We start from the raw sequence: 22,327 nt of genomic DNA, 5'->3' as shown, positions 1-22,327 counted from the left end.
CGCGATGCGTTCCCTTCGCTGCGTGCCACGCATGCCAGTCATCATGCGCCCACCTCGACCGTGAGTTCTTCTCCCCCGGTCCACTTGCACTGGGACACCCTCGACATCATCGGCACCCAGATTCGTCTGGAGAATCTGCCTGCGGAGAAGCCTAAGCTGCGGGTGCGTCCGGTGAAGTGACGGCCTGCGTCGCGGGGAAATGGACCTTGCTGCAGTCGGGGCAGATGCCGTGGGACACGCTGGCCTCGGTGTGCCTGGCGATGTAGGAGGCCACATCGTCCCAGTAGCCCTGATCGTCGCGGACCTTCTTGCACCACGCGCACATGGGCAGCAGTCCCTGCAGGGTGCGGACTTCATCGAGCGCGTGCTGCAGCTCCGCGATCGTTTGATCACGCGCGTCCACGGCCTCACGCCGCGCAAGGTCCAGCACGTGAAGCTGGCGTGCCGTGGCAAGGACGAGCACCGTGAAGAAGACCAGGGTGCAGACGACGAAGAAGGCCGCCCCGGCCGGCGAATCATACAGGCCCGCCTTGCTCCCGCCCATCCTGAGCCAGCCGAGCAGCAGCGGCAGCAGGATGGCCGCTGGCAGCAGCCGCCGCGCCATGATGCCGCCCGAGGTCTCGCTGAACAAAATGTTCTTCGCCTCCCCGGACTCGTGCCTGGCGCAGTACAGGCCCGCGCACAGCAGCAGAAACGCCAGCGAGGAATGAATGGCCATGCCGGTGATCTGGCTGATGCCCACCTGAAACACGAAGCCAAAGAGATGCCCCACCAGATTGGCCAGGGCGAGGAAGACCACGCAGACCAGCAGCGCGCGGGATACCACATCCCACCAGCTCCTCCTGCGGCTGGCGGAAAGCAGGAGCGCCACGCCAAAGAACACAAAACTCACGGCCGTCTGCGATGACATGCGGCCCGGGGTGTACTTGCTCGTCGCACGCGCCGGCTCCTGGATCAGCACATTGTCGATGCCAAGATCCAGACCTGAGATGTGCTCCACCAGCGTGAGCGCACCGATCAGGATGACGAGGCCCGCGCAGATCCGCCCCATCCACCGGCAGCACCGGCGGCGGCAGGCCGCCGCGCCCCGCAGGGAGAGCCCCGCGAGGAGGAACACCAGCGCCGCATTGAACTTCATGGCGATGCTCCCCGGCACGATGCGTTTGAGCAAAGACACATCAAAGATCCATCCGGCGATGGCCGCGCACCCGATGCCGATCACCAAAAGACTGAAGAGATTGGTCCAACGGGTGAGCCCTGGATGAGTCGTGGGAGGAGCCGGCATGCGCAGTGTGAAAAGACGGGAGTCGAGAGGTGACGGAGTGGGGGGCGGATCGTAGGCGGCATGGCAGGTCTGTCATACCAAATGGCGGTTCATCCCTGCCCTTTGACCTCATGACGCAGCAGAGCGTAATATTCGCAGCATCAAGCACAATCCAGACGCAAGAACTCCGCTGTCAGCGGACTTCCAAAGCACCTTTGGCATCACGCGCAGGAGTGACTGCGGGTGTCCTGGGGTAGAGCGGAGTCTTGAGTGAGGGATCTCCCGTGGGGAGGTCATCAGGAGTCGGGTAGAGATATGGAAGCGACATGTAGCCATGCCAGCTCGCCATTCGTTGCCGCAGTGTCGCAAACCTAAACCGAGGACAATCGACCAGCGGGTAGTACCTCGCGTTGAAGGCCTTGTCCGCCGCCGACAATGGGTCGACAGCCACCGGGTCCACAGCCACCACCTGCGCAGGCTGCCGCATCTGCGCGCTGAGCACCGCAAAGCAGGCGATCAAGCCAGCGCACAGGCACAGGATGAGGCCCATGCTGAACAAGAGCCCCCTCCTGAAGCCCGCGCCCACACCCGACAGCATCGCCGTGAGGCGGTACGAGGCACCCGTGAATGGAAGGCGAATGCTGCTGGCCATGCTCCGCTTATACGGGATCGGCAAAAGGGATGTCCATGATTTCGCAGGGGACGGTGCTGTTCTGAGGTGACCGATTGGGAAAACTCAGACTGCCCTGGCATTGTCTCCCTCCGGGATCCTATGCAAGCCCCTGAGTGAAGAAGACTGCATGATCATTCATGCAGCGGGTCATTCTACCTTGCCAACCTCAATCATTACTTCCCAGCCTTGCCTTCGGCTTCCACATCCTTCTTCTCTTCCTCACCTTCCACCGGAAGATCCGGCAGGGGTGGTGGAAGATTGTCGATGATGTTCAGCAAGGGCACGCCACGCTCGACGGATTTGTCGAGGCGGAAGAAGAGCTGGGGGCTGCTGCGCAGTTTGACGCGCTTGTAGAGATCCCGCTGGATGAACCCACGGGCCTTCACGAGCTTCGCCAGGGCGGCGTCCTGCTGGTGCGGCTTGCCGATGACACCCACGTACACAAAGCACTGCCGCATGTCCGGCGTGGGGCTGACGTCGTGAATGGTCACGAGACAGCCTTCGTTGCGGAAATCCTTTTCGAGGATGGTGCTGAGCTCACGACGAATGAGCTCGCGTACTTTATCGACTCGGAGGGACATAGGGGCAGTTTAAGGGGGGCAGGTTTCAGGTTCCGGCCAGAAGCGTGAATGGCACGCTCATGACCTGAAACCTGATACGACGAGCTGGATCAGAGAGTTTGGGCGATTTTTTCGAGTTCGTAGCACTCGATGACGTCGTTTTCTTCGTAGTCGCTGAAGCCGGAGAGCTTGATACCGCACTCCATGCCGTTGCGCACTTCGTTGACTTCGTCCGTGAAGCGGCGCAGCGTTTCAAAGCCGCCGTCATACACAGCCTGGCCGCCACGCAGCACACGGGCGCGCTGCTTGCGGTTCATGACACCGTCGGTGACGACGGAGCCGCCGACGAAGCCCTTGTTGACCTTGAAGACCTGCTTCACGCGGGCATGGCCGATGACCTTCTCGCGGGTGATCGGATCGAGCAATCCGGCCATGGCTTCCTTCACCTGATCGATGAGTTCGTAGATGATGGAGTAGAGCTTGATCTGCACCGTCTCGCGCTTGGAAACGACGAGGGCCTTGTTCTCCACCTTGACGTTGAAACCGATGATGATGGCGTCCGAGGCGCTGGCCAGCAGGACGTCGGACTCGTTGATGGCGCCGACTTCCTGATGCAGGATGTCGAGGTTGCACTTGTCGCTCTTGATGTCGGTGAGGCACTTGGCCACGGCTTCCACGGAGCCCTGCACGTCGCACTTGAGGACGACCTTGAGGGCCTTCTTGTTGCTGTCCTCGATGCTGGCAAAGAGATGCTCCAGGGTGGAGCGGCGCGGCACGTTGAGCTTCTTCTGGCGGATCTCCTCCAGGCGCTCTTCGCTGAGTTTCTTCACGTCGCGCTCGTTGTTCATGACGACGACTTCGTCGCCCACATGCGGCATGTCGCTGAAACCGATGACTTCGCAGGGCATGCCCGGAAGCACTTCCTTGATGGACTCGCCGCGGTCATTGATGATCGCCTTGACCTTGCCCCAGAGCGGGCCGCAGATGAAGGCCTGGCCGACTTTGAGCGTGCCCTGGCCGACGATGACCGTGGCCACAGGGCCTTTGCCGGCCACCATGGAGGATTCGATGACCGTGGCACGAGGGGACGCCTTGGGGTCCGCCTTGAGCTCCAGCACTTCAGCCTGGAGGGACATGGTTTCGAGCAGATTGTCGAGGCCGAGTCCGCTCTTCGCGGAGACTTCCATGACTTCGATCTCACCACCCCAGTCCACCGGCGCGAGTCCGATGTCCTGCAGCTGGCTTTTCACGCGCAGCACGTTGGCAGTAGGAAGGTCACATTTGTTCAGCGCGACCATGAGCTGCACGCCAGCGGCTTTCGCATGGCTGAGCGCTTCTTTGGTCTGCGGCATGATGCCGTCGTCTGCAGCGATGACGAGCACGACGATGTCCGTGACTTTGGCACCACGGGCGCGCATGGCCGAGAAGGCGGCATGGCCGGGTGTGTCGATGAAGGTGATGGGCTTGCCGTTGTGCCAGATGCAGTAGGCACCGATGTGCTGCGTGATACCGCCGGCTTCACCGGAGGTGACCTGCGTCTTGCGCAGAGCATCCAGGAGGGAGGTCTTGCCATGGTCAACGTGCCCCATGAACGTGATGATCGGGGCGCGGAGTTCCAGTTTGTCCTCCTCCACCTCTTCAACGACCTGGGCCACAGGCTCGACGATGACTTCTTCCACCTTGTGGACGCCGCCGCCTTTTTCGCGCTTGTCGCGCTCCAGCTTGAAGCCGTGCTTCTCACAGATTTTCTCGGCGATCTCGATGTCGATGGCCTTGTCCGCGCTGGCGAAAACCTTGAACGCGATGAGTTCGGAAATGATCTTGAAGGGCTTCAGGCCCATCTTGTCCGCCAGATCCTTCACCACGATCGGTGGCTTCAGGTGGATGATTTTTTCACCGCTTTCACCGAGTTCAAACTCTGGTGGCGCAACCTCGGCAGGAGGGGCATGCACGATCGGGACGATCGGCTTCGGCGGAGTGGGATCATTCAGCAGGGAGATGGGCGGCAGCGCGTTGTGCTGGGCGTTTTCATCCACCGGGCGGCGGCGCACCTTCGGCTTGTCATCATCCTCAAAGAGGTTCAGCGCGGCGGCTTTGCGCTCGTCCAGCGTCGGCTTGGCAGGTGCGGCCGGTTGTGGCGCGGGCACGGGTTCCTCCACTTTTTTGGCTCCCAAGGGCGGCAATGCATTCCCCCCTCTGACCGGCCCTCTGCTCCGGGGCTTCTTTTCCTCAATCAACGACAGCACCTTCCCTTTGACTTCTTTTTTGGGCGGGGCGCTGTCGGCAGGCACAGCCGCCTCAACGACCTCGTCGGTGGGGGACTTGCTCTTTTTGGCTGATGAGGGTTTGCTGGACATGAGAGAATGAGATCGGGCGAGCGGCGGCGTGGGAGGCAGGCTGGTCGTAAGTTGGGGGTTGGTTTAAAATCGTTGTCATGGCGGCACAGGGGCTACTCCTTGAAGGGAGATGAAGCATGTGCTGCTGCTTTGTCGAAAATCTGCTGGGCCAGGGCGTCGTCGCCACCGAGGACCTCGGCGATGTCACTGACATCCACTCCGGTGGCCAGGGTCTTGAGATCACCCATGCCGCCTTGGGTCAGCAGACGGGCCACATCGGCAGTGATGCCGAGGGCGTCCACGAGATGATGCACCGCGCTGCCCATCTGGCCTTCGAAGACCTCGGCGGCGTGTTCATCCTTCTCGATGACGAGATCCATGCCCACGAGGCGGGAAGTCAGACGCGCATTCTGGCCGCGGCGACCGATGGCCTTCGAGAGGTCTTCGTCGCTGACGGTGAGGCGCGCTTCCTTCTTGTCCGTGTTCACGGAAATGGAGAGGACCTTGATCGGCTTGAGGGCTTCACGCACGAACTCAGCAGGATCAGATTTCCAGCGGATGATGTCCACCTTCTCGTTGTTCAGCTCGCGGACGATGTTTTTCACACGCGCACCACGCAGACCGACGCAGGCACCCACGGGGTCCACCTTTTCATCGGCGCTGTGCACGGCCACCTTGGTGCGGTAGCCGGCTTCACGGGCGATGCTGGCGATCTCCACGGTGTGGTCACCGATTTCGCTGACTTCAAATTCAAACAGGCGGCGCACGAAATTCGGATGCGCACGGGAAAGGATGATTTCAGGGCCACGGCCGCTGTCCTTTTCCACGGCTTTCACATAGAAGCGCATGCGGTCTCCGGGGGTGTAGTCCTCGGTGGACACACGCTCCTTGGAGGTCATCACGCCTTCGAACTTGCCGAGGTCCACGATCACGTCGGATTTCTCAAAGCGACGCACCACACCGCTGACGACGTCACCGGTGCGGTCCTTGAATTCTTCGTACAGATTTTCTTTCTCCGCCATGCGGAGGCGCTGCAGCATCGTCTGCTTGGCAGTCTGCGCGGCGATGCGGCCCATGTTGTTCGGCGTGACTTCGACCTCGATCTCATCACCCAGCACCGCGCTCTTCTTGAAGCGCTTGGCCGTTTCGAGCTGAAGCTCCTCCCAGCGGTTGGTGACAGTCTCCACCGCGATCAGTTTGGCGAAGGCTTTGATGGTTCCCTTGTCAGGATCAATGTCGATGCGCAGTTCCCGGGCGGGACCGATGCTTTTTTTGGAGGCGGCGAGCAATGCCTGTGACAGGGCCTCGACCATTTTGGTTCGGTCGATTCCTTTCTCTTTCTCGTAATAGTCGAAGAGGGCTTTGAGTTCGCTGATCATATGAAATTCGTGTTTTCACCAGACAAAAAAGAGCGGGGAGGACCCCACTCTCGCCGTGAAAACGCTAATTCTGTCCGGGAAGGACGCGGATCATAAAGGAGGGCTAGGAATCAGCAAGCAGAAAAATTGTGTGGAAGTGCGCAGTTTTCTCAGGCGTTTTCATGAGGGCCGATTTATTCCCATTTCCTTCACTCCCAACCCATTTCAAACATGCGCCTCCTTCTCTCTGCCATCCTGGCCCTGATTCTCGCCCCGCAAGCGGCCTCTTCGGCGCCCCCCCAACCCAATATCGTCGTTATTTTTATGGACGATATGGGTTATGCTGATGTCGGCTGCTTCGGTGCGCAGGGTTATCAGACCCCGAACATCGACAAGCTGGCCGCCGCAGGCCGCAAGTTCACCAATTTTCACGTCGCCCAGCCCGTTTGCAGTGCCTCCCGTACCGCCCTGCTCACCGGCTGCTACCCGAACCGCGTGGGCATCCACGGCGCCCTGGGCCCCACAGCCAAGCACGGCATCAGCGCCAATGAAACGACCCTGGCCGAGCTGGTGAAACAAAAGGGCTACGCCACCGCCGCCGTGGGCAAGTGGCACCTCGGTTCCCTGCCCCAGTTTCTCCCCACCCAGCACGGCTTCGACCAGTACTACGGCCTTCCTTATTCGAATGACATGTGGCCCTTCCATCCGCAGGCCAAAAAGGCTTTTCCCAAGCTGCCCATGGTCGAAAATGACCAGGTCGTGGATGCCGATGTCACGCCCGAGGATCAAACCCACCTCACCACCGACTACACCACCCGTGGCGTGCAGTTCATTGAGAAGAGCAAAAATAAACCCTTCTTCCTCTACCTCGCGCACAGCATGGTGCACGTGCCCCTGTTTGTGAGCGACAAATTCAAAGGCAAGTCCGGCAAAGGCTTGTTTGGAGATGTCATGATGGAGGTGGACTGGTCCGTGGGCCAGATCATGGACACCCTGAAGAAAAACGGCCTCGAAGACAACACCTGGGTCATCTTCACCTCCGACAACGGCCCCTGGCTCAGCTACGGCGACAATGCCGGCAGCGCAGGCCCGCTGCGCGAAGGCAAAGGCACCTGCTGGGAAGGTGGCACCCGCGTGGCGGGCATCATGAAATGGCCCGGGAAAATCCCCGCCGGCACCACCACGGACACCATGATGATGACCATCGATCTCCTGCCCACCATCGCCCACGTCATTGAGGCGAAACTGCCTGATCACAAAATCGACGGCCTCAACTGCTGGCCCATCGTCTCCGGCGTTCCTGACGCCAAAAACCCGCACGATTTCTACGCCTTCTACTACGAGCAAAATCAGCTCCATGCCATCAGCAGCGGAGACGGCCGCTGGAAACTGCAGCTCCCCCACACCTACCGCAGCCTGCCCACAGACATCCCCAAGGCCACCGGCGGAAAACCCGTCAACTACAAGCCCGTGAAGATCGAGCAGCCCGAGCTCTACGATCTCTACGGCGACCTCAGCGAATCCAAGAACGTCGCAGCCCAAAACCCCGACGAAGTGGCCCGCCTGCAGAAGCACGCTGAGACCATCCGCACCGAACTCGGCGACAGCCTCATGAAGCAGCCCAAAGGCACCGGCACCCGCGAAGCAGGCAAGTAGGAGGCACGCTGCCAGGAAGGAGAGGGATCAAGTTGATCCCCCCACCCCTCATTCATTTTTGCGAATGCCTCATTGCGAATTGTCATTCAGGGGCGCATAGGCTTAAATTTAATTTCTCAACCACAAACCAGCCACTCCCCTCTCCCTCCCAGTCATGATTGATGTTCAGGAACTCACCAAGCAGTATGCCGGACGCACTGCGGTGAACAACATCTCCTTCCAGGTGGAACCGGGGGAGATCGTGGGCTTTCTGGGCCCGAACGGAGCTGGAAAATCCACCACGATGCGCATCCTCAGCGGCTACATGCCGGCCACCTCGGGGAGGGCCACCGTGGGAGGGTTTGACGTCTTCCATCAGTCCATCCAGGTGCGCCAGTCCGTGGGCTACATGCCGGAAAATGCCCCGCTCTACACCGACATGCGGGTCAAAGAGTACCTGAAATTCCGTGCCGAATTGAAAGGGCTCTCCGGCCTGACCATGCGCCGCCGCATCGGTGAAGTCATGGAGCTCACCGGCGTCACCGACATGCGGAAGCGCCTCATCGGCAATCTCTCCAAAGGCTACCGCCAGCGTGTGGCGCTGGCAGACGCCCTGGTGCACAAGCCCAAGCTGCTCATCCTCGACGAGCCCACCAACGGACTCGACCCCGTGCAGATCCGCCATGTGCGCGACCTGCTGCGCAATCTGAAGGCCAAGCACACCGTGCTGCTTTCCACGCACATCCTGCATGAAGTCGAGCAGACCTGTGATCGCGTGATCATGATCCATCAGGGCCGCATCCGCGCCAATGACACGCCGGCAAACCTCACACGTCAGCTGCGCTCCACCACGCTGCTGCATTTGGAAATCGAAGGCACCGGCAACCTGGCCGAAAAACTCTCCGCCCTCAACGCCGTGCGCAAGGCCACGGAGGAAGATCTGCTCGTTCATCCCTGGCGGCGCTTCACCCTGCGGGTGGAACCCGATCACGACGTGCGCGATCAAGTGATGGAACTCGCCATGAAGGAAAAATGGCGCATCCGCGAGATGCACCTTCAGCTCCCCACCCTGGAGGATGTCTTCGTCGAACTTTCCATGAACGCGGGCACCCCCACCGACATTCCCACCCACGTCCTATGAGGATATTCTGGATTCTGCTCAAGAAAGAACTGCACTCCTTCTTTGTCTCCCCCGTCGCCTACGTGGTGCTGGCGCTGGTCATGGTGCTGAATGGTTTCGCCTTCCGTGCCGCGCTCTCCGTGCTGGAAAGCGCGCCCAGCGAAGGATCCATCGTGAGCTGGACCTTTCACGCCATGTGGTTCTGGCTGTCCTACTTCTTCATCTTCCCGCTGCTGACCATGCGCCTCTTTGCCGAGGAGAAAAAGATGGGCACGCTGGAGACCCTCTTCACCGCCCCGGTGCGCGCGTGGCAGGTGGTCGGCTCCAAATATCTCGCCGCTGTCATCGTCTACTGCGTGCTGTGGCTGCCCAGCCTGTTCAACTTCAAGTTTGCCCACTGGATCTCCGCCGGACAGGTGGAGCTGCCTTCGGGAGCCATGGCAGGCGCATATCTCATCCTGGTAGTGATGGGCATGTTCAATCTCGCCGTCGGCTGCTTTGCCTCCTCTCTGACAGCCAATCAGATCGTCGCCGCCATCATCTCATTCACCCTGAGCCTGATGCATTTCCTGCTGGGCATCTTCATCATGGTCGTGGGCCGCAAGATCTCCGACACCATCGTGGACATCGTCAATTACTTCGCCGCCACAGAGCACATCCGCATCTTCACCGCCGGCCTCATCGACAGCCGGCCCATCATTTACTACCTCAGCATGTCGCTGCTTTTCCTCTCCTTCACCCACCACGTGGTTGAGTTCCGCCGCTGGCGCCCGTGAGCCGATAGATCCACCACCATGCCGGATTCCGAACAGAACAACCCGCCAGCCAGCGCCGCCGCCAAATCCATGCCGAAGCGTTACGGCATCGGCCTGAATGTCGCCTTGCAAGTCCTCCTGGCACTGGCGCTGTTTGCCGGTGTCAACCGCCTCAACTACTACCACTACTGGCGCTGGGATCTCAGCCCCAGCCAGGACTACACCCTCAGCCCCGCCACCCTAAAATACCTCGACAGTCTGACGCGCGATGTTCAGATCAACATCGTCTTTGGCCGTGATTCCAAGGTGTATGGCGAAGTGCAGTCCCTCCTGGAGGAATACCACCTGCACGGCAGGCAGCGCATCAAGGTGCGCTCCATTGATCCCGTGCGCGACATTGAGCGCGCCGAGCAGCTCAAGGCAGACACCGGCCTCTCGCTTGCTCAAAACGGCGTGCTCATCCGCTGCGGTGCCAACAAGCGCTTCATCACTGAGGAGGAGCTCGTCGTCCGGGAAAAGGGCACCAGCACAAACAAGCAGATCATCGAATTTCGCGGTGAAGACGCCATCTCCTCCGCCCTCATCTCCGTCGTAGAAGGCCGTGTGCGGCGCTTCTATTATGTCGTCGGCAAAGGCAGCCGCTCAGGCTTGGGCCAGAGTGATTCTTACAACGCCGCCATTGATCTCGGCAGGCAGCAGAACTTCGAAGTCATTCAGGTGAATCTCTCCGAGGTCGCCCACATTCCCACGGATGCCGACGGCCTGATGATCCTGGGCTCACGCTACGACTTTTCCGAACGTGAGATCGTCATGCTCAACAATTACTGGCAGTCCAAGCGGGCCGGCATTTTCATCATGCTCGATCCCGGCGGTGAAACAGCACGCCTCAACGCCTTCCTCACCGCCAACGGCCTGCATCCCCGTGGCGACCGCGTCTTGATGGCGGAGAGCACCAGCACCGGCCCCAAGAAGGAATTCACCGTGCTGGGCGAATTCACCAAGGAGGTGCCCTTCATCCGCCATCTGACCTCCTCCGCCATCACTCTGGCCGGGCAGACGGAATCCCTGGAAATCATCCCGGAGAACATCTCGCTCAAGGAGCAGTCCATCAGCGTCAAGCCGCTGATCCTTGCCGCCCCGCGCTACTGGGGTGAAAAGCAGTTTCTGGAGGAACTTCCCGTCGCCGACGAGGAAGACACTCTGCCGCCGATCTACGTGGCTGCCAGCATCGAGCGCGGCGCCGTGGGAGACGAAACCCAGCGTGCGGACAGCTCGCGCATGGTGGTGGTTTCAAACGCCACCCTGCTGGACAAGCAGACCATGCTCGCCGTCAGCCGTGACTTTGCCTCCGCCGGCCTGAACTGGCTGATGAACCGCGAAAGCTTCATCGGCATCCCCGCCAAATCCAAACACTCCTACCGCATTCAGCTCACCAACAAGCAGCATGAGCTGATCTTCTGGATCACCTCCATCACCCTGCCGGGCGCCGTGCTCGGCTTCGGTTTCATGGTCTGGGCCAGCAGGCGGGCGGCATGAGCACCGACTTTGACGCATGAGCGCACGCACCACTCTTCTTCTCTTTCTGCTCGTGGCCTCCTTGGGCGCGATCATCCTTGGCATCGAGCGTTACTTCCCCTCCGCCATAGACACTCGTGAAGTCAGGCGCGGCCCCACCCGTTTCGAACGGGAAAAAGTCACCCGCATCGAAATCCTCACCGCTGAAAACGTGCCGCTCACCCTCGTGCGTGACGGCAATGCCTGGCGGGTCGAGGCTCCCTATGATGATCTGGCAGATCCGGAGAAAGTCGCCGCACTCATTCTGACCCTGCATGGCGTCGAATGGATCGAGCGCATTCACCCGGAGCAATTTGATGGCGCTGAGTGGCAGAAAACCGGCCTGGACAAACCCCGCTTCAAAGTACGCCTCCTCGCCGGAGATGCGCCGCTTTACGAATGCTGGTTCGGCTCCCCTGCGGCCGTCGAAAACAGCCTTTACATCGGCATTCCAGACCCCGCACACAAAGACATCGCGTGGTATCTCGCCAAAAGTGAGGCGCCGATGGTCCTGCAGATTCCCGCCGCCTCCTGGCGCGACCCCAAGCTTCTGCGTCTGCCGGCCGAAGTCATCACCAGCATCACCCTGAGCCAGCCTTCCGGGCAGATCGTCCTCAGCCGTGAAAATGAGCATGCGCCCTGGCTGCTCGAAAAACCGCTCAAAACACGCGGCAGCAAAGAGCGCATCACCGAATTGCTCTCCGCCATTCTGAACATCGAAATCACCGAGGCCAAGGACGTCACCGCCACGGCCAAGGAAGACGCACAGACCGCCCATGCCGATGAAATCAAAGTCACCGTGGAGTCCAAGGCACGCGGCAAATCCTACGAGTTCACCCTCAAGAAACCTGCCGATGAGAAACAGGCGGTCACCACCGCCACCACCGCCTATCGCAAACCTGCATTCACGGTCGTCGCCAAAAACCTCCTCAGCCTCTGGGTCGGTCCCAATGCCCTGCGCGACCACCTGCTGGCGCAGATTGACGGGGAGCACCTGGACTTCATCACCATCGCCAGCAAGACCCACCCGGAAATCAATCTGCGCAACGAAGGCGGCTCCTGGTACCTGCAGCGCCATGGCAAATGGGACCCCGCCAACGGCGAACGCGTCTCACGCTGCCTGGACGCACTCAACAGCTATGAAATCCTCCAGTTCGCCGCAGATTCCGCCGCAGACCTGACTCCCTTTGGCCTGGACGATCCCTTCCAGACCGTCACCTGGACTCCGCAGCGCGAAAAGCCGGTGAAGCTCATGTTTGGCCACAACGCGGAAAGCACCCAGTTCTTTGCCAAATACGACAGCGAGCCCTTCATCTACCGCATTGACGCCTCCCTGCTGCCTTCCCTGCCCACTGACGGCATCAAATGGAAGGGCCTCGGAGCCCTGCGCTTCACCACCTTCGCCCTGCGTAAAATCACCATGGCTCAAGGTGCCTTTGCCCCCACGATCCTCGACTACAACCCCGTCTCCGCCGAATGGAAAGCCTCACGCGGCGGCCATGACATCACCGCCGAACTCGACCGCGTCAAAGCCGACCAGCTCGCCGCCAGCCTCTCACGCTTCACGGTGCAGGACTGGGCCGCAGACCGCAGCGATGCGCTGCAGGCCTTGAAAACCCCCTTCCTTACCATTCAGATCGTCCTCGGCGAACCCGGCCGTCTCGACGGCCCCGTGCGTGAGATCGAAATCCTCTTCTCCCCGACCCAGCCGAATGCCAGCACGGCCTTCTACTTTGGCCAGATCAAAAACGATCCCGACATTTTCTACATCACCAACAACGCCCTGCTGCAAATCGCAGGCATCAACATCTTCAAGCCCAAGCAGGCGAAGTAGTTTAAAGTGAAAGAGCACTCAGCCCACCAAGTAACGTGGACGAGTGCTCTGTATGAATCAAAAGAGACGCTTTTGATCGAGGGCTCAACCCTTCTTAAACCAGCCCTTCACCTTCGTGAAGAAGCCTTTCTTCTCGGCGGTTGAACCACGCGCCGCAGGGTCTGCCGTGGCGACGGGAACCGTGACGGGCAGGCTTTGATCCCAGCCGCCACCGAGCGCCTTGATCAAGCTGACGCTGGCGATCAAGCGCTGTCCGGCGAGCGTGGCGCAGGCACGTTGAGTGGCAAGCAGCGAGCGGTTCGCCTCGATCACATCCAGGTAGGGGCTCGTGCCTGCTTCATAGCGTGCATGCGCGATCTCCGCGGCTTTTTGGGCGCTGTCACGTGCGCGGTGCTGCGCCTCTGCTTGAGTGCTGAGATTGCGCAGCGCGGCGAGGGCGTTTTCCACATCGCTGAAGGAGGCAAGCACCGCCTGCCGGTAATTGGCCAGCGCCTCATCGTGCGCGGCACGGCTGCGCTCTGCGGCAGCCCGGTTCTTGCCACCGGCCATCAACGGCACACTGATGCTGGGCCCCACGTTCCAATTGAGGCTGCTGACCTCGAAGAGATTGGCCGAGTCACCGCTGAGATAGCCGCCGTGCCCGATCAGCTTGATGCTTGGAAAGAAGTTCCCTTTCACGACACCAATCTGCGCGGTCGCAGAGGCGAGCGCACGTTCGGCAGCGGCCACATCGGGGCGGCGCTCCAGCAGGTCGGTGGGCACTCCCACAGGAATTCCCGGAGGTGTGGGCAGCAGACTGGAATTGCCCCCGAGCCTGAAGGCACTGGGATTCGTGCCGGTCAGCAGGGCGATGCCGTTTTCAAGCTGGTCGCGCTGATTCTGCAGCGCACTCACCTCCGCCTCAGCGGTGGCCACTTCCGTCTCCGCCTGCGCCTGTTCCAGTTCGCTGCCTGCACCGGCTTTGACTCGGGCACGGGCGATGTCCAGCGCCTGCCTGCGCCAGCCGACGGCGGCACGCACGGTCTGCAGTTCGCCATCGAGAGCACGGATGCGGAAATAATTGGTGGCGACATCGGCATGCATGCCGAGCAGCACATTCTGCATCAAGCTGGCGGCGGCAGAAGCATCTGCACGCGCGCTTTCCACCTGCCGGCGGATCTTGCCCCACAGATCAAGCTCCCAGGTGAAGTCGAGCGGCACATTGTAGCTCGGCCCCACGTAGTGCAGGCCACCCAGAGGAAAGGCGCTCGGCATGTTCGGCGAGGTGCGCTGCGTGGTGATGACGGAGTTGATGTCCGCACTCGGAAAGAAGGCCGCACGGGCGATGCCGGTCCCTGCACGCGCCTGATCAAAGCGTGCGACCGCCGCCTTCAGCGTCTGGTTATGCGCCGTGGCACGCCCCATGAGGTCGTTCAGCCTGGAATCGCCAAACACGCGCCACCAGTCCCCCTTGGGCAGTGAGTCCAGCGGACGCGTTTCACGCCAGCGAATGGCGGACTTGTAGTTCGGTGGTGTCACCGTTTCAGGACGTTCGTAGTCCGGCCCGACTTGGGCGATGGCACTGGTCGCGAGGAGTAATGAAAGGAAGATACGCATAACAGGGATCAATGAGGGACTGGAAGGGCGGCGGCGGGAATCTCAGCGGAAGGAGCGGCGGTCTTTTTCTTGTGCCCCATCATCACCAGCACATAGAACACCGGTGTGAAGAACAGGCCGAGGAAGGTCACCCCGATCATGCCGGCAAACACCGCAGTGCCCATGGCGCGGCGCATTTCAGCACCCGCACCCGTGGAAACAACGAGCGGATACACACCCGCGATGAAGGCGATGGAGGTCATCAAAATCGGACGCAGACGCAGGCGGCAGGACTCGATGGCCGCCTCCAGAGGGCTCATGCCATGATCAAACTTCTCCTTCGCAAACTCCACGATCAGAATGGCGTTTTTACACGCGAGGCCGATCAGCACGATGAAGCCGATCTGTGTAAAGATGTTGTTGTCACCGCCCGTGATCATCACACCTGCCAGCGCAAACAGCAGGCACAGCGGCACGATCAGAATGATGGCCATTGGCAGGCGCAGGCTTTCATACTGAGCGGCCAGCACCATGAACACCAGCAGAATGCAGAGCGGGTAAATGTAGATGGCCGTGTTTCCTGCGATGATCTTTTGATAGGTGAGGTCGGTCCACTCAAATTCAAACCCACCCGGCAGTCCGTCTTTGGCCAGCTTGGAGATCAGTTCCTCAGCCTGGCCGGAACTCAGCGGCGGCAGCGGTGCGCCGTTCAGGTCGGCGGCAAGGTAGCCGTTGTAATGCGTGACGCGATCCGGGCCGAAGCCCTCCTTCACTTTCACCAGTGAGCCCACGGAAACCATCTCACCCGCCATGTTGCGCGTCTTGAGCCGAGTGATGTCGCTCGGGTTGTCACGGAACTGCTGCTCAGCCTGCGCGACGACCTGATACGTGCGGCCAAAGCGGTTGAAGTCATTCACGTAGAGACTGCCCAGATTGATCTGCAGGGTCTCGAAAAGATTCGCCAGCGGCACGCCCTGAATCTTCGCTTTCTCACGATCCACATCTGCCTCGATCTGCGGCACGTTGACCGTGTAGCCGGAATAGACCTGCGTGAGTTTCTGGGTGCCATAGGAGGCGCCGACGAGCTTCTGCGTGGCCTGATAAAGCGCCGCGTAACCCTGGTTGCCACGGTCCTCCACCATGAGCTTGAACCCGCCCGTGGTACCGATGCCGTTGACGGGCGGTGGCGGAAACATCATGACCATCGCATCCTGAATGGCCATGAATTTGCCATTGAGCGCACCGGCAATCGCTGCGCCGCTCAGCTCGGGCGTGGTGCGGTCCTCGAAATTGTCGAGACCGACGAACACGATGCCAGCATTCGGGCTGATCGTGAAACCTTGAATCGACAAGCCGGGGAATGCGATGGCGTCCTTCACGCCAGGATGATCCATGGCGATCTGCGACATGCGGCGCATGACATCGTCGGTGCGGTCGAGCGAAGCGCCATCTGGCAGCTGCGCGAAGCCGACGAGATACTGCTTGTCCTGGCCGGGCACGAAGCCTTCAGGAACGATTTCAAAGCCTTTCCAAGTCGCCCACACAAGCCCGCCATAGATGATGACGGCGATGGCGCTGAAGCGGATGATGCGCTTCACGATCCCCACATACACATTGGAGGACCATTCGAAGAAGCGGTTGAACGGCCGGAAGAACCAGCCAAACAGCGCATCAATGATCTTCGTCAGAATGTCCCGTTTGTCGCCATGACCTTTCAGCAGCAAGGCGGAAAGCGCCGGAGAAAGCGTGAGTGAATTGATGGCCGAGATCACCGTGGAGATGGCAATGGTGACGGCGAACTGTTTATAGAACTGGCCGCTGAGCCCGCTGATGAACGCCGTTGGGATGAAGACTGCGCAAAGCACCAGCGCCGTGGCGACGATGGGCCCGGTCACCTCCGTCATGGCCTGCTGGGTTGCCGCCAGCGGCTTGAGGCCGTTCTGGATGTTTCGCTCGACGTTTTCGACGACCACGATCGCATCATCCACCACGATCCCAATCGCCAGCACGAGGCCAAAGAGAGAGAGGTTGTTGATGGAAAAGCCGAGCGCGTGCATCACCGCAAAAGTGCCGACGAGCGACACCGGCACGGCGGCCAGCGGAATGATCGACGCACGCCAGGTCTGCAGGAAAAGCACCACCACGAGCACGACGAGCAGCAGCGCCTCGATGAGCGTATGAATGACGGCGTCGATGGACTTCTCCACGAACACCGTGGGGTCGTAGGCGATGGCGTAATCCACACCTTCAGGCATTTTCTTCTTCAGCTCCGTCATGCAGGAACGCACAGCCTTCGAAACCGCGAGCGCGTTCGCTCCGGGAAGCTGGAACACACCCATGCCGACAGCACGCTTGTTGTTGAGCAGGGCACGCAGCGAATAATCACCCGATCCCATCTCGGCGCGTGCGACATCGCGCAGACGGAGTTTTTCACCATGCGGTCCGATTTTGACAATGATCTGGTCAAACTCCTCCTCGCTGATGAGGCGGCCCTTGGCGTTCACCGTCAGCTCGAATGCGGCCTCTTTGGTCGGCTGCTGGCCGATGGTGCCTGCCGCCACCTGGATGTTCTGCTCACGGATGGCGTTCACAATGTCGCCGGAGGTCAGGCCTCGCGCCGCCGCCTTGTCAGGATCGATCCACACGCGCATCGCATACTCACCGCCACCAAAGATGTTCACCTGGCCGACACCCGAGAGGCGCGTCAGTTCATCCTTCACATTGAGCGTCGCGTAATTGCGCAGGTAGATCTCGTCATAGCGGTCATTCGGAGACAGCAGATGCACCACCAGCGTCATGTTCGGCGATGACTTCACCGTCGTCACCCCAAAGCGGCGCACTTCCTCCGGCAGCTTCGGCAGCACCTGAGCCACGCGGTTCTGCACCTGCATCTGCGCAAGGTCGAGCTCCGTGCCGATCTTGAAAGTAACGGTCAGCGTCATCACGCCGTTCGCTGTGCTTTGCGAAGACATGTAGAGCATGTTTTCGATGCCGTTGATCGTCTGCTCCAGCGGCGACGCCACCGTTTCGGCAATCGTCTTCGGATTCGCACCGGGATAAGTGGCCGTCACGATGACCGTCGGCGGCGCGACTTCCGGGTATTCTGAAATCGGCAGTTGGAAGAGCGAGATGGCGCCGAGGATAAAGATCAGCAGCGACAGCACGCCCGCAAAAATGGGGCGCGTGATGAAGAAGCGGGATATATTCATGGAAGCGTGAGAGGGGGTGTTTCGCTTCGCGATTACTTGGCGGCCGTTTCCTTGGCCGCCGGAGCTTCCGTCGGCTGCACGGGCATGCCAGGCTGCGGCAGTCGCGCCTGGCCGTTGACGATGATCTTGTCACCTGCCACCAGGCCGCTGCGGATGATGCGCTTGCCGTCGATGTTTGGCCCGATCACGATGGGTTTGTAAACCGAGAGCGCAGGCGTCTTCGTTTCATCAATCCCAAGCACAAACTTGTTGGCCTGATCAGTGAGGATGCTTTTTTCATCGACCAGCAGCGCCTTGTATTTGCCTGTCATGGGGATGCGAATGCGCGCGAACAAACCCGGTGTGAGAATGTTGCCGACATTCGAAAACTCGGCACGCAGCACCATGCTGCCGGTGCCTGCATCGAGGCGGTTGTCATAGGACTCGATGTGCCCGTGATGGGGGAAGTCCTTCTCATTGGAAAGCTGGAGCTCCACAGGCACGCGGCCATCACCATTGGTGAAGGTCGTTTTGCTGCGTTGCATTGCTTGCAGCTTCAGCAGGCTGTTTTCGTCGATATCCGCATACACATAGACTGGATCCACGGTGACGATGGTCGTGAGCAGCGTCGTGCCCGCAGTGACGAAATTGCCCGTAGTCGTGATCGCACGGCTGATGCGCCCGCTGATCGGTGCCTTGACCGAGCTGTGTTCGAATTCGATTTCCGCGCTGTGCTGCGCAGCCTTGGCGGCTTCCAGCCCGGCCTTTGCCTGCAGGTTCATCGACTCGCGCGCCTCCGCCTGCTCTGGGGCGATGGCTTTCGCCGCGAGCAGGGTCTGCACACGGTCAAACTCACGCTTCATCGCCATGGCATTCGCCTCCGCCCGCGCCACCTCGGCCCCCGTGGAACGCAGCCGGGTCTCAAAGGGACGCTGGTCGATGGTGAAGAGCACATCCCCCTTCTTGACCAAGGCCCCGGCCTGGAAATGAACTTCCGTGATGTAGCCGGACACGCGGGGTTTCAAATCCACCGTCTCCACCGGCTCGACGCGCCCCGTGAACTCCTCCCACTCGACGAGTTCTTTCTGCTCAACCGGTGCGAGCGTCACCGGGGCCGGAGGCATCTGACCGCCGCCGTGGCCGCCCGCAGGCGGTTTGCCACAGGCAGCGAGGAGCAGGACGAATGGGAGGAGGGTTTGGAGTTTCACGAGGCGCGTTGGTTTTGGGGTGGGAAGTTGACCAGTTGGTTAATTTGAAAGCAAAAAATAGGCGCAGCATCAGCCTTTAACGCCGAGAATGATCTTGGCCCCGGACTCGAATTCATCCAGGCGACCGAGGTCATTCCACATCCGGGCGTGCAGCAGCAGCCCTTCGCTGTAGGCAAACACGATCCGTGCCAAAGCCATCGCATCATGCGTGACAATGCTGCCCTGCGCCTGCGCATCGCGGATGGCGCTCTCGTAGTAGCGGATGAACTGGCTCAGGATCTCCTGCAATTTGTCACGCAGGCGCTCGTCCACCGTGCTGACCTCCGCCCCCAGGGAATGGATCGGGCAGCCCAGCACGCGGCCATGCTTTTCAAACAGTTCCTCCTGCTCCTGGCGGAAATTGCGGAAGCAGTTCAGGATGCGTTCCACCGGGGGCACCACGGGGGAAAAGATCTGGTCCAGCTCCTTGCGGTGCTCGGTCCAGCCGTGATCGATCGCGGCCAGGGCCAGCTCAGTTTTGGACTCAAAGAAGTGGTAAAAGCTGCCCTTCTTCACCCCTGCCCTCTCGCAAATGTGATCCACCGAGGTGCTGCCGTAGCTGCCCGCCCAGATCAGTTCGATCATGGCTTCAATCAGACGGTCTTTGGCGGTAGAGGTGCGTCCCATGGAGATTTCGGTGAGGTCGCCGGGGTTTAAAACAGACTAGACGGTCTGTCAACAATTTTTCCACCTCCCTGATTGCCGCCCGCTCCTTCACCTTCCATAGTGTGCCATTCCTTCACTCATGAACGACCAAGCCACAGTTCTGATCGTCGATGACGAAAAGCATACCCGCGATGGCCTGCGCCTCTCGCTGGAGGATGACTTCGACTGCTACGTGGCCTCAAACGCCGCCGAGGCGATGGAATACCTCCGCAATGACCACATCGACGTCATGCTCACCGACCTCCGCCTCGGCGAGGACGACGGCATGAAGCTGCTGGATGCCGCCCTGGCCCTGCCCAAGCCGCCCGTGTGCATCATGATGACCGCTTACGGCAGCGTGGACACCGCCGTGGAGGCCATGCGCAGGGGCGCCTACCATTTTGTCACCAAGCCGCTGAACCTCGATGAGGTGGAGATCCTCATCAAACGCGCCCTACGCAGCCGCTCGCTGGAGCATGAAAACGTCGCGCTGAAGCAGCAGGTGGAGCGCAAATTCTCCATCGAAGGCATCCTCGGCCAGGCCGAGGTGATGAAGCCCATCATCGACACCATCCAGCAGGTGGCCCCTTCCCGCGCCACCGTGCTGATCGAAGGTGAAAGCGGCACCGGCAAGGAACTCGTGGCCCGAGCCATTCACAATCTCAGCGGACGCCCCAAGGCGAACATCGTCTCCGTGCACTGCGCGGCCCTCTCCCCGCAGATCCTCGAAAGCGAACTCTTCGGCCATGAGAAGGGCGCCTTCACCGGTGCCCAGGAGCGCCGCATCGGCCGCTTTGAGCAGGCCAATGGCGGCACTCTCTTCCTGGATGAAATCGGCGAGATCGACGCCAGCACCCAGGTGAAACTGCTGCGAGCCCTCGGCGAGCAGACCATCGAGCGCGTCGGCAGCAGCAAACCGATCTCCATCGACGTCCGCGTCATTGCCGCCACGAACCGCGACCTCGCCAAGATGGTCGAAGCAGGCACCTTCCGTGAGGATCTCTACTGGCGCCTGCGCGTGGTCACCATCCAGCTCCCCCCGCTGCGCGCCCGCAAGAGCGACATCTCCGTGCTGGCGGATCACTTCCTCAAGGAACTCTCCAAGGCCAATGGCAAAGCCTACAAGCCGCTCGGCGAAGACGCCCTGCCCGCGATGATGAATTACGACTGGCCCGGCAACATCCGCGAACTGCGCGCCGCCATCGAGCACGGCGTGGTCATGAGCAACAGCAACCGCGTCATGCTCAAGCATCTGCCCTCCTACCTGCTCAATCCGCATGGTCTGGGCATCGGCTTGCGCGCCCCTTCATTGATCGCCGCCAAGGACGCCGCTACCGCCACCGCACCCGCTGGAGCCATCACTGATCCCACGATCAAGCCGAAGAGCGATCTCGACATCACCGAGGCCGAGCACCACCTCATCCTTACCGCCCTGCAGCGCAGCGGCAACAACCGCACCGTGGCCGCCGAGATGCTCGGCATGAGCCGCCGCACTCTGCAGCGCAAGCTCAAGGACCTCAACATGGTCCGCACGCACCGCCGCCGCGTCACCGCGCCGGCTCAGACATCCGACTCGTAAACAGTCGGGTCGTGGAGACCGGCGAGCACAAAGGCCTCGATGCGCTCCACACACGTGCCGCACTTTCCGCAGTGCAAATCTCCGCCTTTGTAGCAGGACCACGTCTTGCCGTAGTCCACACCAAGAGTTTCACCGAGCTTGGCAATGCCCGCTTTGTCACGATGGATGAACGGACGCAGCAGTTCGATGTGCGCATAGGTTCCCTCACGCATCGCCGCAGCCATGCTCTGCATAAAGTCTTCGCGGCAGTCAGGATAGATCATGTGGTCCCCCGCATGCGCGGCAATGACGAGCGCCTCGGCACCGCAGCTTTCCGCCAGCCCGCAGGCGATGGAAAGCATGATGCCGTTGCGAAAGGGCACCACGGTCTTCTTCATGTTCTCGTCCGCATAGTGCCCCTCGGGGATCGTACCGCCGGATTTCAGCAGGTCGGACGCGAAGTGCTGGTTCATGAACCCGAGGTCGATGATGTCGTGCTTCACACCCATCTGGGCACAGTGCCATGCAGCCAGCGGAATCTCGCGGTGGTTGTGCTTGGCACCGTAGTCAAAACTCACCGCTCCCACGACCTCATTCTCATGGCGCGCCCAGTAAAGGGCCGTCACCGAATCCATCCCGCCAGAGAGCAGCACGACCGTTTTCATTCCGGCAGCCTCAGGGTTTCTTCCAGATCCGGATACCGCGCCTCGCAGGTGAGCTGGATGCCACCCCGCGCGCCAAATTTGCCACGCACCACCACCTGCTTCGGAGCGCACGCTTTGACTATGTCGTCCAGCACGCGGTTTACGATCGCCTCATTGAAGGACGCATGATTGCGGTAGGAGGCCAGATAGAATTTCAGCGACTTCGTTTCCACGCACGTCGCCTCCGGGATATAGAGAATTTCAAGGTGCGCCGAATCCGGCTGCCCAGTCACGGGACAGATCGAGCTGAATTCGGGGGCGCTGAGGTGAATGCGGTAGTTCCGTCCCGGCGTGCGATTGGGGAACGTCTCCAACACCGCC

Annotated in this window: 17 protein-coding genes; 6 read left to right on the top strand and 11 right to left on the bottom strand. The window is 60.6% G+C overall.

The genetic code is table 11. The annotated features are described in order from the left end of the window. Positions 1 to 151: 151 nt before the first annotated feature. From ACIREA_RS01510 to nusA, 5 genes are all read right to left on the bottom strand, one after another. A complete protein-coding gene (locus ACIREA_RS01510) occupies positions 152 to 1,285 on the bottom strand; it encodes a hypothetical protein (RefSeq protein WP_397379851.1) in 1,134 nt (377 codons plus the stop codon). Between the two features lie 172 nt (positions 1,286 to 1,457). After that, positions 1,458 to 1,916, bottom strand: coding sequence for a hypothetical protein (locus ACIREA_RS01505; protein WP_397379849.1), 459 nt, complete (start codon positions 1,914 to 1,916; stop codon positions 1,458 to 1,460). Between the two features lie 194 nt (positions 1,917 to 2,110). Then, positions 2,111 to 2,518: a 30S ribosome-binding factor RbfA gene (gene rbfA / locus ACIREA_RS01500; protein WP_397379847.1), complete on the bottom strand. Its 408-nt coding sequence runs from the start codon at positions 2,516 to 2,518 to the stop codon at positions 2,111 to 2,113. An 89-nt stretch (positions 2,519 to 2,607) separates the two neighbouring features. Beyond that, positions 2,608 to 4,854, bottom strand: a complete 2,247-nt coding sequence (infB, locus tag ACIREA_RS01495; protein WP_397379845.1) for a translation initiation factor IF-2 — start codon at positions 4,852 to 4,854, stop codon at positions 2,608 to 2,610. Positions 4,855 to 4,946: 92 nt separating this feature from the next. Further along, a complete protein-coding gene (gene nusA / locus ACIREA_RS01490; RefSeq protein ID WP_397379843.1) occupies positions 4,947 to 6,212 on the bottom strand; it encodes a transcription termination factor NusA in 1,266 nt (421 codons plus the stop codon). Between the two features lie 201 nt (positions 6,213 to 6,413). Between nusA and ACIREA_RS01485 the strand changes: the two genes are divergently transcribed. The 5 genes from ACIREA_RS01485 (at position 6,414) to ACIREA_RS01465 (ending at position 13,089) form a co-directional block, all read left to right on the top strand. Further along, on the top strand, positions 6,414 to 7,847 hold the full coding sequence (locus ACIREA_RS01485; RefSeq protein ID WP_397379877.1) for a sulfatase: 1,434 nt from the start codon (positions 6,414 to 6,416) through the stop codon (positions 7,845 to 7,847). A 154-nt stretch (positions 7,848 to 8,001) separates the two neighbouring features. Continuing rightward, positions 8,002 to 8,967 carry an ATP-binding cassette domain-containing protein gene (locus ACIREA_RS01480; protein WP_397379841.1) on the top strand — a complete coding sequence of 322 codons (966 nt, stop codon included), beginning with the start codon at positions 8,002 to 8,004 and terminating at the stop codon, positions 8,965 to 8,967. Then, positions 8,964 to 9,722 carry an ABC transporter permease gene (locus tag ACIREA_RS01475; protein WP_397379839.1) on the top strand — a complete coding sequence of 253 codons (759 nt, stop codon included), beginning with the start codon at positions 8,964 to 8,966 and terminating at the stop codon, positions 9,720 to 9,722. Before ACIREA_RS01480 ends, ACIREA_RS01475 begins: the two co-directional genes overlap by 4 nt. A gap of 18 nt (positions 9,723 to 9,740) precedes the next feature. Continuing rightward, positions 9,741 to 11,237 carry a Gldg family protein gene (locus ACIREA_RS01470; protein ID WP_397379837.1) on the top strand — a complete coding sequence of 499 codons (1,497 nt, stop codon included), beginning with the start codon at positions 9,741 to 9,743 and terminating at the stop codon, positions 11,235 to 11,237. 16 nt (positions 11,238 to 11,253) lie between these two features. Continuing rightward, the gene (locus ACIREA_RS01465; protein ID WP_397379835.1) at positions 11,254 to 13,089 is read left to right on the top strand and encodes a DUF4340 domain-containing protein; all 1,836 of its coding nucleotides are present in this window, start codon (positions 11,254 to 11,256) and stop codon (positions 13,087 to 13,089) included. An 84-nt stretch (positions 13,090 to 13,173) separates the two neighbouring features. Here the strand turns inward: ACIREA_RS01465 and ACIREA_RS01460 are convergent, their stop codons facing one another. The 4 genes from ACIREA_RS01460 to ACIREA_RS01445 form a co-directional block, all read right to left on the bottom strand. Then, positions 13,174 to 14,685 carry an efflux transporter outer membrane subunit gene (locus tag ACIREA_RS01460; RefSeq protein WP_397379833.1) on the bottom strand — a complete coding sequence of 504 codons (1,512 nt, stop codon included), beginning with the start codon at positions 14,683 to 14,685 and terminating at the stop codon, positions 13,174 to 13,176. A gap of 8 nt (positions 14,686 to 14,693) precedes the next feature. Beyond that, positions 14,694 to 17,873 carry an efflux RND transporter permease subunit gene (locus tag ACIREA_RS01455; RefSeq protein ID WP_397379831.1) on the bottom strand — a complete coding sequence of 1,060 codons (3,180 nt, stop codon included), beginning with the start codon at positions 17,871 to 17,873 and terminating at the stop codon, positions 14,694 to 14,696. Between the two features lie 32 nt (positions 17,874 to 17,905). Beyond that, positions 17,906 to 19,060: an efflux RND transporter periplasmic adaptor subunit gene (locus ACIREA_RS01450; RefSeq protein ID WP_397379829.1), complete on the bottom strand. Its 1,155-nt coding sequence runs from the start codon at positions 19,058 to 19,060 to the stop codon at positions 17,906 to 17,908. Positions 19,061 to 19,129: 69 nt separating this feature from the next. Then, positions 19,130 to 19,726: a TetR/AcrR family transcriptional regulator gene (locus tag ACIREA_RS01445; protein ID WP_397379827.1), complete on the bottom strand. Its 597-nt coding sequence runs from the start codon at positions 19,724 to 19,726 to the stop codon at positions 19,130 to 19,132. Positions 19,727 to 19,844: 118 nt separating this feature from the next. Between ACIREA_RS01445 and ACIREA_RS01440 the strand changes: the two genes are divergently transcribed. After that, positions 19,845 to 21,323 (top strand): sigma-54-dependent transcriptional regulator, encoded by a 1,479-nt coding sequence (locus ACIREA_RS01440; protein WP_397379825.1) that lies wholly within the window; start codon positions 19,845 to 19,847, stop codon positions 21,321 to 21,323. Here ACIREA_RS01440 and queC read toward each other — a convergent pair. Then, positions 21,305 to 21,967, bottom strand: a complete 663-nt coding sequence (gene queC, locus ACIREA_RS01435; RefSeq protein ID WP_397379823.1) for a 7-cyano-7-deazaguanine synthase QueC — start codon at positions 21,965 to 21,967, stop codon at positions 21,305 to 21,307. The genes ACIREA_RS01440 and queC overlap by 19 nt on opposite strands. Further along, positions 21,964 to 22,327, bottom strand: a 364-nt coding sequence (queF, locus tag ACIREA_RS01430) for a preQ(1) synthase (RefSeq protein ID WP_397379821.1), incomplete at its 5' end; no start/stop codon positions are given. The genes queC and queF, both read right to left, overlap by 4 nt.

It is taken from the genome of Prosthecobacter sp., from assembly GCF_044373815.1.
Classification (GTDB): Bacteria; Verrucomicrobiota; Verrucomicrobiia; order Verrucomicrobiales; family Verrucomicrobiaceae; genus Prosthecobacter.
The sequence above is the reverse complement of the archived record's forward strand: the minus strand, read 5'-3'. Positions and strand labels throughout refer to the sequence as shown.